The sequence below is a fragment of the Streptomyces sp. NPDC052036 genome (assembly GCF_040680495.1).
In the GTDB taxonomy this organism is placed as follows: Bacteria; Actinomycetota; Actinomycetes; order Streptomycetales; family Streptomycetaceae; genus Streptomyces.
This window is the reverse complement of sequence record NZ_JBFAWW010000013.1, coordinates 203842-213709: the sequence shown is the minus strand read 5'-3', so window position 1 is coordinate 213709 and position 9868 is coordinate 203842. Positions and strand designations below refer to the sequence as shown.

The 9868-nt window shown below is 72.7% G+C and carries 9 protein-coding genes; 8 read left to right on the top strand and 1 reads right to left on the bottom strand.

The features are described 5' to 3' along the window. Nucleotides 1-257: 257 nt before the first annotated feature. Nucleotides 258-2216, top strand: coding sequence for a DUF5107 domain-containing protein (locus AB0L95_RS20280; protein WP_365163128.1), 1959 nt, complete (start codon nt 258-260; stop codon nt 2214-2216). Between the two features lie 4 nt (nt 2217-2220). On the opposite strand, the gene AB0L95_RS20275 is transcribed toward AB0L95_RS20280, so the two are convergent. After that, nucleotides 2221-2574 carry a VOC family protein gene (locus AB0L95_RS20275; protein WP_365163126.1) on the bottom strand — a complete coding sequence of 118 codons (354 nt, stop codon included), beginning with the start codon at nt 2572-2574 and terminating at the stop codon, nt 2221-2223. Between the two features lie 136 nt (nt 2575-2710). On the opposite strand from AB0L95_RS20275, the gene AB0L95_RS20270 reads away from it, so the two are divergent. From AB0L95_RS20270 to AB0L95_RS20240, 7 genes are all read left to right on the top strand, one after another. Then, nucleotides 2711-3214 carry a phage holin family protein gene (locus tag AB0L95_RS20270; protein ID WP_365163124.1) on the top strand — a complete coding sequence of 168 codons (504 nt, stop codon included), beginning with the start codon at nt 2711-2713 and terminating at the stop codon, nt 3212-3214. A gap of 3 nt (nt 3215-3217) precedes the next feature. Further along, nucleotides 3218-4303, top strand: coding sequence for an SDR family oxidoreductase (locus tag AB0L95_RS20265; protein WP_365163122.1), 1086 nt, complete (start codon nt 3218-3220; stop codon nt 4301-4303). Nucleotides 4304-4654: 351 nt separating this feature from the next. After that, on the top strand, nt 4655-5992 hold the full coding sequence (locus AB0L95_RS20260) for an NAD(P)/FAD-dependent oxidoreductase (RefSeq protein WP_365163120.1): 1338 nt from the start codon (nt 4655-4657) through the stop codon (nt 5990-5992). Next, nucleotides 5989-7860 carry a transketolase gene (locus tag AB0L95_RS20255; protein ID WP_365163118.1) on the top strand — a complete coding sequence of 624 codons (1872 nt, stop codon included), beginning with the start codon at nt 5989-5991 and terminating at the stop codon, nt 7858-7860. The genes AB0L95_RS20260 and AB0L95_RS20255 overlap by 4 nt, the downstream gene beginning before the upstream one ends. A gap of 346 nt (nt 7861-8206) precedes the next feature. Continuing rightward, entirely contained in the window at nt 8207-8545 is a 339-nt protein-coding gene (locus AB0L95_RS20250; RefSeq protein ID WP_365163116.1) for a gas vesicle protein, read from the top strand. 148 nt (nt 8546-8693) lie between these two features. Further along, nucleotides 8694-9113, top strand: coding sequence for a gas vesicle structural protein GvpA (locus AB0L95_RS20245; RefSeq protein ID WP_365163114.1), 420 nt, complete (start codon nt 8694-8696; stop codon nt 9111-9113). Beyond that, nucleotides 9110-9865, top strand: a complete 756-nt coding sequence (locus AB0L95_RS20240; RefSeq protein WP_365163112.1) for a GvpL/GvpF family gas vesicle protein — start codon at nt 9110-9112, stop codon at nt 9863-9865. Before AB0L95_RS20245 ends, AB0L95_RS20240 begins: the two co-directional genes overlap by 4 nt. The last annotated feature ends 3 nt before the right edge of the window (nt 9866-9868 follow it).

The following is a 9868-nucleotide window of genomic DNA, read 5'->3' as shown; positions in this document are numbered from 1 at the left end:
CCGACAACGCGGCGAGGTGCCGTGCCTGGGGGCACCTCCCAGCCGCCAGGCTGGGGGAGTCGCGGGCCAGACGGGACTTTCGAAACACGCCCTAGTCCCCCAAGTCCCCCGGCAGGCAGCCCGCCCGGCCGCCTCGCGGGAGGGGCGGCCGGCGCGGTGTCAGCACCGCTCCTGCCGGAGTCGTGGCGGCGGCGAGGCCGCTTTTGCGCAATCCTGACCGGCAGAGCCCCTGGTCAGCTTCCCGGCTGCCGGGTTCCATGGCGATCGTGACGACGATCCGACGTGACGCAGTGACACTGCCCGCCGCGGAGCTGGGGCCGGACAACCCGCTTCCCCCGCTGCGGCCGCTCGACGAGATGCACCGCATCGAGGACCGGGACAGGGACGACCTGCCGCGCGACATGGCCCGCCAGATCGGCTACGAGCCGCTGCGCAGCCTGCTGCCCGCGCGGGTCCGGGACGGCTATGGCAGAGGGCGTGCATCCCGGGAGCTCGACGCCCTCGTGATCGAGAACGACCGGCTGCGCGCCACCGTTCTGCCCGGCCTCGGCGGACGTGTCGCCTCGCTGTTCCACAAGCCGACCGGCCGTGAACTCCTTTACCGCAACCCTGTGTTCCAGCCCGCCTGCTTCGCGCTCAACGGTGCCTGGTTCTCCGGCGGCATCGAGTGGAACATCGGCGCCACCGGCCACACCGCCCTGTCCTGCTCGCCCCTGCACGCGGCCCGCGTCACCGCGCCCGACGGCGGGGAGATGCTGCGTCTGTGGGAGTGGGAGCGCCTGCGCGACCTGCCCTTCCAGGTCGACCTGTGGCTGCCGGAAGGCTCCGACTTCCTGTACGTCGGCGTCCGGATCCGCAATCCGCACGACCGGCCGGTGCCGCTCTACTGGTGGTCCAACATCGCCGTACCCGAGGAGTGCCGGGTCCTCGCACCCGCCGAGGAGGCCTACCACTTCGGCTACGAGCGCCGACTGCGCCGGGTGCCGATGCCGTCGTACGACGGGGTCGACCGCACCTACCCCGCCAACAGCGTCCATCCCGCCGACTACTTCTACGAGGTGCCCGACGCACGGCGCCGCTGGATCGCCGCGCTCGGCGAGGACGGCGACGGACTGGTGCAGACGTCGACCGATGTGCTGCGCGGCCGGAAGCTGTTCGTCTGGGGCACGGGCACCGGCGGGCGCCGCTGGCAGCAGTGGCTCACCGAACCGGGCACCGGCGGCTACTGCGAGATCCAGGCCGGGCTCGCCCGCACCCAGCTGGAACACGTACGCCTGGAGGCGGAGAGCGAGGTGGCGTGGCTGGAGGCGTACGGGCCGCTGCGCGCCGAATGCGAGGGCGAGTGGCCCGGCGTCGTACGCGCGGCCGAGGAGCGCCTGGAAGCCTGTCTGCCGCGCGAGCGCGTCGAGGCCGCCTACGCCGCGTGGCGGCCCTGCGCCGACGCCGAACCCGGTGAGGTGCTCGCCGTCGGCTCGGGCTGGGGCGCGCTGGAAGTGCTGCGCTCGGGCGACAAGTTGCCGGGCACCCCGTTCGAGGAGGCGACGCTCGGTGACGCGCAGGGGACCTGGCTGGAGCTGCTCCGGTCGGGTTCCTTCCCCGAGCCGCGGCGGGTCGGGCCGCCCGGTGAGACGCTGGTGGCTCCGCACTGGCGGGACATGCTGGAGACCGCGCCCGCAAGCCCGCTGACGGAGTATCACCTCGGGGTCGCCCAGTGGCATGCGGGCGACCGCGCGCAGGCGGTGCGCAGTTGGGAGCGCGCGCTGCCGCTCGCCCCGTCCCAGTGGCCGTTGCTGCGCTGTCTCGCGGTGGCCGATCAGGAGGCCGGCCACCATGAGCGCGCCGCCGACCGGTACACCGAGGCCTTCGACGACCTGTGCCGGGAGCGGCGCGACGACGGCGAGACCTGGACGGCCGTCACCGCGGCACTCGGCCGGGAGGCCCTAGACGCGACTCTGGCCGTGGGCCGCACCCGGGACGCACGGTCCGTGTGGCACCGCCTCCACCCCGTGACACGTGAGCGCGGCCGCTTCCGGCTGACCGAGGCCCGGCTGCTGCTCGCCGAGGGGGACCGAGAGGCGGCGCGGGCCGTCTTCGACGAGGGATTCGAGGTCGCGGACCTGCGGGAGGGCGCCGGGGCGATCGACGAGCTGTGGGCGCTGATCACCGACGAGCCGCTTCCGGCGCACTACGACTTCCGGATGCGGCCCGCGCCGTGAGCCGCTACGCGGGTGGCCGGCGGTCCACGTACTCGTACACCGCCCCGTCCGGATGCGCCGCGATCAGATTGCGGCCCACCGGTGTGGGGACCGGGCCGGCGATGACCCGGGCGCCGAGTTCGGTCAGCACCCGGTGGGCCTCGTCGACGTCCTCGACGGCGATCGTCGCGGCCACCTTGCGCAACAGTTCCAGTTCGTACGCGGGGCCGCTCATCAGCAGGAAGCAGCCGACCGCGGCGACCTGCACACTGCCGCGCTCGAAACGGAGGGCTCTGGTGTCCGTCAGACGTTCGTAGAAGTGGACCGCGGTTTCCAGATCGTCGACGCAGATACGCAGCGAGGCTCCCAGAATCTCCATGCGCACGAGCCTAGTTGGGCTCGCCCGGGCCGGGAGATCGTTTCCGTCGGATCCCGGCCCCTCTTCCGCGGAGCAGGGGGTGTGCGTGCCGGGGCGCGGGGCGTTATGCGCGCCCGGGCCCGGGTACCCGGCCGGCATGAAGCCCTTGGATCATCTGGAACATCTGGACAAACAGCTGGTCGACGAGCTGGCACAGGTGGCCCGTGAGGCCGTGCGTGACGAGCTGCGCGAGCAGACGCGCAAGCAGCGGCGTACGGCCGCGCTGTACGCCGCGTCCGGTGCCGTGGGCCTGTACGCGGGTGCCGCGCTGGCGCTCGCCGCAGGACTGGCGCTGGCCCTCGGCCTGCCCGGCTGGGCCGCCGCGCTGATCATGGCGGCGGTGCTGGGCGTGGCCGCCTACCTGTTGCGCGGCACCGCACGCTCCGGCGGCGGCCACCACGGAGCCGGCGCCCGTGGCGCCCAGGGCCGGTTCGTCGGTGATGCGCCGCCCGCCGGGCCGCAGGGCGGGCTCGGTATGCCGTACCCGCCGATGCCGCCCCCCGCACCCGGGGCGCCGGGAGCGGGTACGCGGCTGTCGGGCGTCCCGGATCCGGCCGTGCCGGAGGAGCGCCCCGACGCGTCCCACCGCCGGATCCGGTGAGTGATGAGCAGGCCATGGCCGGGAGCCCTGACCAGGCATCGCAGGGCAGTCGTGGTCACCGGCGCGAGCGGCGGCGTGGGCCGGGCCACGGCCGTGGCCTTCGCCGCCCGGGGCGACCGGGTCGCCCTGCTCGCCCGGGGCCGCGCGGGTCTCGCCGCGACCGCGGACGAGGTGCGGCGCGTCGGCGGTGAGGCGCTGGTCGTGCCCGTCGACGTCGCGGACGCGAGGGCGGTCGAAGACGCCGCGCAACAGGTAGCCGACGAGTTCGGGCGCATCGACGTCTGGGTCAACAACGCGTTCGCCGGCGTCTTCGCCCGGTTCACGGACGTCGCGCCGGACGAGTTCCGCCGGGTCACCGAAGTGACCTACCTCGGCTGTGTGTTCGGCACCCGGGCCGCCCTGCGGCACATGCTGCCCGCGAACCACGGGACGATCGTCCAGGTCGGCTCGGCGCTGGCGTACCGGGGGATTCCGCTGCAGTCGGCGTACTGCGGTGCCAAGCACGCCATCCAGGGGTTCAACGAGTCCTTGCGATGCGAGCTGCTGCACGAGCGGTCGCGGGTCAGGACCACGATGGTGCAGCTGCCGGCCATGAACACCCCGCAGTTCGACTGGGCGCTGAGCCGGATGCCGCGACGGGCCAGGCCGGTGGCGCCCGTCTACCAGCCGGAGGTGGCGGCACGCGCGGTCGTGCACGCGGCCGGGCACCCCAGGCGCCGGGAGTACTGGGTGGGCGGATCGACGGTGGCCACACTGATCGCCAACGCGGTGGCTCCCGGACTGCTGGACCGCTACCTCGCGCGCACCGGCTTCGACGCACAGCAGGACGAGCCCCAGGACACACGGCAGGACAGGCGGCAGGACGAGCGGCAGCGCAGGGCGGGACACGGCGGGGCGGGAAACCTGTGGGCGCCCGCGGACGGCCCGCACGGCCACGACTTCGGGGCGCACGGGCGCTTCGACGCGGAGTCCCTGCCCACCAGTGGCGAGGAATGGCTCTCCCGCAACCGCGGAAGGATCGGCGCGGGCCTGCTGGCCGGCAGTCTCGGCGCCGCGGTGACCGCCGGAGCCCTGCGCCGCCGCGCCTGACCCCGTGCGCCGCATCGGCCCTCTATGCCGCGTCGGCCCTCTACGCTGCTTCGACCCCGTGCGCCAGTTCGACCCCCTACGCCGCTTCGACCCCGTGCGCCGCTTCAGTCCCGACCGGACTTTCGGCCCCGACCGGGTCTTCGACCCTTACCGGGCTTTCGCCCCCGACCGCGCCGGAGCCCGACCCGGGAACCAAGCTGTGCCGCGCTGGTGACCGCGAGAGCGGAGGTGAAACGCCGGGACTGCCGGGTTTGGGGGACCTGGCCCGGGAAACGCGGAAGGTCTCTCCGGGTGGCATTCGTGCGCCCGGCAGGCAGACGACGTAACGCGCGACCTCGCCGGAGGCGAAACGTGAGTCGACCTCGCATTCTCATCGTCGGTGCCGGATTCGCCGGCTACCGGACAGCCCGAACCCTGTCCCGGCTGACCCGCAGCCGGGCCGAGATCACCCTGCTGAACCCGACCGACTACTTTCTGTATCTTCCCCTGCTGCCCCAGGTCGCCGCGGGCATCCTGGAACCGCGCCACGTCGCCGTCTCCCTCTCCGGCACCCTTCGCCATGTCCGTCTGGTGCTCGGCGAGGCCGACGGCATCGATCTCGACGCGCGCACCGTGCACTACACCGATCCCGAGGGGCAGGGCGGCACCCTCGGCTACGACCGGCTGGTGCTCGCCGTCGGCAGCGTCAACAAACTGCTGCCGATCCCCGGCGTCGCCGAGAACGCCCACGGCTTCCGGGGCCTGCCCGAGGCCCTCTATCTGCGCGACCACGTGATCCGCCAGATGGAGCTGGCCACCGCGGCCGACGATCCCAGGAACTGCGCCTCCCGCTGCACCTTCGTGGTGGTCGGCGCCGGCTACACCGGGACGGAAGTCGCCGCGCAGGGCAAGATGTTCACCGACGCGATGGTGCGCAAGCAGCCGCTGCGCGCGGGCATGCGGCCCCGCTGGCTGCTGCTGGACATCGCGTCCCGTGTGCTGCCCGAGATGGACGAGCGGCTCTCCCGCACCGCCGACCGGAGCCTGCGCCGACGCGGCGTCGATGTGCGGATGGGAGTCTCCGTGAAGGAGGCGACCCATGACGGAGTCCTGCTCACGGACGGGGAGTTCGTCGGCACCCGCTCCCTGGTCTGGTGCGTCGGCGTACGGCCCGATCCGCTCGTCGAGAGCCTCGGACGGACCTTGGAGCGCGGCCGGCTGCTGGTCGACCCGTATCTGCGGGTGCCGGGCCACCCCGATGTGTTCGCCTGCGGGGACGCGGCCGCCGTGCCCGATCTCGCCAACCCCGGCCAGTACACGCCGATGACGGCGCAGCACGCCTGGCGGCAGGGAAAGGTCGCCGCCGTCAACGTCGCCGCCTCGCTGGGCCTCGGCGGCCCGCGCCCCTACCGCCACCGCGACCTGGGGTTCGTCGTGGACCTCGGCGGAGCCCAGGCCGCCGCCAACCCGCTCGGCGTCCCCCTGTCCGGGCCGCTCGCGGGCGCCGTCACCCGGGGCTACCACCTGGCGGCGATGCCCGGCAACCGCGTCCGGGTCGCCGCCGACTGGCTCATGGACACCGTACTGCCGCGCCAGGAAGTCCAGTTGGGGCTCGTCCGCTCCTGGAACGTGCCGCTCGACACCGCGTCGCCCGAACTGGCCCGAGTGCCGGCAGGTCCCGAAAAGTCCGGTACGGAGGATGACTCATGAATACCCGCCAGCTCACCGAACTGAACACCCGTCAACTCACCGAACTCGCCCAGCAACTGCGCGTCGACAGCGTCCGCGCCGCCGCGGCGGCGAGCTCCGGGCACCCGACCTCCTCGATGTCCGCCGCCGACCTCATGGCGGTTCTGCTGGCCAAGCACTTCCGCTACGACTTCGAACGCCCCGCCCATCCCGCCAACGACCGGTTCGTCCTCTCCAAGGGGCATGCCTCGCCCCTGCTGTACGCGGCGTACCGGGCCGCCGGAGCCATCAACGAGACCGAACTGCTGACCTTCCGCAAGCTCGGCAGCCGGCTCGAAGGGCACCCCACACCCCGTCGGCTGCCCTGGGTCGAGACGGCCACCGGCTCCCTCGGCCAGGGGCTGCCCGTCGGCGTCGGTATCGCCCTGGCCGGGAAGCGGCTCGACCACACCGGATACCGGGTCTGGGTGCTGTGCGGGGACAGCGAACTGGCCGAGGGATCCGTGTGGGAGGCCGCCGAGCACGCCGGCTACGAGCATCTCGACAATCTGGTCGCGATCGTCGACGTCAACCGGCTGGGCCAGCGCGGACCCACCCGCCACGGACACGACCTCGACGCCTACGCGCGCCGGTTCAAGGCCTTCGACTGGCACACCATCGAGGTCGACGGGCACGATGTCGAGGCCATCGACCGCGCCTACGCCGAGGCCGAGTCCACCGCCGGTCAGCCCACCGTGATCCTCGCCCGCACCCTCAAGGGCAAGGGCGTCGCCGCCGTCGAGAACCGCGAGGGACTGCACGGCAAGCCGCTGCCGGACGCGGAGGAGGCGATCGAGGAACTCGGCGGCGTACGGAACCTGCTCATCGAGGTCCAGTCGCCGCCGACCGCCCGGATGCTGCACGCCGTCCAGGGCGGACACCTGGACCTGCCGCGCTACGAGATCGGCGACGAGGTCCCCACCCGGGACGCCTACGGCCAGGCGCTCGCCGCGCTCGGCAGCGCACGCGGCGACGTCGTCGCGCTGGACGGCGAGGTCGGCGACTCCACGCGCACCGAGTACTTCGCCAAGGAGCACCCCGACCGCTACTTCGAGTGCTACATCGCCGAACAGCAGATGGTCGCCGCCGCCGTCGGCATGGCCGCGCGCGACTGGCTGCCGTACGCGGCGACGTTCGCCGCGTTCCTCACCCGCGCCCACGACTTCGTTCGGATGGCCGCCATCAGCGGCTCCGGCATCAACCTCGTGGGCTCGCACGCCGGGTGCGCCATCGGCGAGGACGGGCCCTCCCAGATGGGCCTGGAGGACCTCGCGATGTTCCGCTCCGTGTACGACTCGACCGTCCTGTACCCGTGCGACGCCAACCAGACGGCCAAGCTGGTCGCCGCCATGGCGGGCCTCGAGGGCGTCCGCTATCTGCGCACCTCCCGCGGGAAGACGCCGGTCATCTACGGACCCACCGAGGAGTTCCCGGTCGGCGGCAGCAAGGTGCTGCGCGCGAGCGCCGAGGACCGGCTCACCGTGGTGGCCGCGGGAGTCACCGTCCACGAGGCGCTCAAGGCCGCCGACGCCCTCGCGGAGCAGGGCGTCCGGGTACGGGTCGTCGATCTGTACTCGGTCAAGCCCGTCGACCGTGCCACCCTGCGCGAGGCCGCCGAACGCACCGGATGCCTGCTGACCGTCGAGGACCACCGCGAGGAGGGCGGTCTCGGCGACGCCGTCCTGGACGCCTTCGTCGACGGGCGGCCCGTACCGCGGCTGGTGCGTCTCGCGGTCCGTACGATGCCCGGCTCGGCGACGCCCGCCGAACAACTGCACGCCGCGGGCATCGACGCGGAGTCGATCGCCGCCGTGGCCCGGCTGCTGGTGGAACACGCGGTGGTGCCGTGACCGAAGGAGCGCGATGACGGCCACGCGGACCGTGCGGGCGGGCCGCTCGGGCCGGTCGGCGCGGGAGAGCCGGCGGTGCAGGGGCAGAGAGGCCTGGTCGGCGAGGTGGGCGGGGGTGGCGGTGTCGTCGCAGGCGGTGCCGCCCTCCTTGGGCAGGTCGACGCGGTGGACCCGGGACGGGTGAGCTGCTCGACGAGCTGAGGCACGGTCCGCGCCCTGCCGGGCGCCCCGGTGGCCGCACCCTCGCTCGGTCCCGCCCCCCCGCGGCTGCGGGCAGTGCGCGACTGAACCGGGGACCCACAGGTTTGGCCAACGCCGTTGCGGCCACACGGGGGGAGAGGTGGCCATGACGAACACATCACGTACACCGAAGAACCACGACTCTTCCGACGACGACGCCCGGGCGGGCGGCCGGCCCAGCACCATGGAGGTGCTGCGTCAGGCGCGCGCCCAGTTCACGGAGCTCACGGGCCTGGCCGCCGAGTCCGTGTCGTCCTTCGAACGCACCCAGGACGGATGGACCCTGCAGATCGAGGTCCTGGAACTCGCCAGGGTTCCCGACACCATGAGCCTGCTCGCGAGCTATGAGGTGGACCTCGCCACGGACGGCGAGCTGACCGGCTATCGACGCGTGCGCCGCTACGAACGCGGGAGGGCCGACGCCCGTACGGGCGGCCGCTCCTGACGGACCGTCGCTTCGCACCCCCCAACCGTACTCGCGGCTCGTACTCCTACCACTCGCGCACTCGTACGACTCGCACCAACCGTTCCCTTTCCTGTTCCTGTTCCCGTTCCCGTTCCCGTTCCCGAGACCGTAAGGAGGTCCGTTCGCCATGACCGTTGTCCCGGCACAGCAGACCGGAGGAGGCGGCAGCAGCGGCCTGTACGACGTCCTGGAACTCGTGCTCGACCGAGGGCTCGTCATCGACGCGTTCGTCCGCGTCTCCCTCGTCGGCATCGAGATCCTGAAGATCGACGTACGGGTCGTCGTCGCCAGTGTCGACACCTATCTGCGCTTCGCCGAGGCGTGCAACCGGCTCGACCTGGAGTCCGGCCCGCACAAGAGTCCCGGACTGCCCGACCTGGTCGGTGAGATCACCGAGTCCGGTGCGCGCGGCAAGTCCAAGGGGGCGCTCTCCGGCGCCGCGGAGACCATATCCGACGCCTTCCGGCAGGCCCGCGAGGAGGGCCAGCCGCGCGCGCGGACCCGTAAGTCCACCGCCGCGCGGGAGAAGAAGGAGGAGCAGGAGTGAGCACCTACGTCTACGGCATCGCCGCGGCCTCTCACCCTTCGCTCCCCAGCGGCATGGGCGGGGTCGGCGAACCGGCCCGTCCCGTGCGCGTTCTGACCCGGGGCGAGCTGGCGGCGATCGTCAGTGACGCGCCCGAGGGCCTGCGCCCCAAGCGCCGTGATCTGCTCGCCCACCAGAGCGTGCTGAACGAGGCGGCGGTGGGCGGATCCGTACTGCCCATGAGGTTCGGCAGTGTCGCGGCGGACGACGACGCCGTCACCGGCGTCCTCGCGCAGCGCGTCGAACACTACCTGGAGCGGCTGGACACACTGGCCGGGAAGGTCGAGTACAACGTCAAGGCCAGCCACGACCAGGAGGCCGTGCTGCACCGGGTGATGTCCGAGAACCAGGACATCCGCACCCTCGCCGAGGCCAACCGCAAGGCGGGCGGCGGCAGTTACGAGGACCGGTTGCGTCTGGGCGAGATGGTGGCGGCCGCGGTGCAGGGCCGTGAGAGCGAGGATGCCGCTCAGGTGCACAGCGCCCTGGAGCCCGCCGCCGAGGCCGTGAGTGTGGGTCCCGACTCCACGGGATGGCTGGCCAATGTGTCGTTCCTGGTGGACCGTGACACCTCCGCCGCGTTCCTGAACGCCGTTGAGGAGGTCCGCAAAGCCCACCCGCATCTCGATGTGCGGGTCAACGGCCCGCTGCCGCCGTACAGCTTCGTGGAGCCCGGGCCGGCCGAGCCCGCCGCCGCGACGGACGCGGAGTGAGCG

Bases quoted from the DNA above. Each gene is read 5' to 3' on its own strand.
- AB0L95_RS20250 (WP_365163116.1), top strand. From the start codon at position 8,207: ATGACGAACACATCACGTACACCGAAGAACCACGACTCTTCCGACGAC.
- AB0L95_RS20245 (WP_365163114.1), top strand. From the start codon at position 8,694: ATGACCGTTGTCCCGGCACAGCAGACCGGAGGAGGCGGCAGCAGCGGC.
- AB0L95_RS20275 (WP_365163126.1), bottom strand. From the start codon at position 2,574: ATGGAGATTCTGGGAGCCTCGCTGCGTATCTGCGTCGACGATCTGGAA.
- AB0L95_RS20255 (WP_365163118.1), top strand. From the start codon at position 5,989: ATGAATACCCGCCAGCTCACCGAACTGAACACCCGTCAACTCACCGAA.
- AB0L95_RS20280 (WP_365163128.1), top strand. From the start codon at position 258: ATGGCGATCGTGACGACGATCCGACGTGACGCAGTGACACTGCCCGCC.
- AB0L95_RS20270 (WP_365163124.1), top strand. From the start codon at position 2,711: ATGAAGCCCTTGGATCATCTGGAACATCTGGACAAACAGCTGGTCGAC.
- AB0L95_RS20265 (WP_365163122.1), top strand. From the start codon at position 3,218: ATGAGCAGGCCATGGCCGGGAGCCCTGACCAGGCATCGCAGGGCAGTC.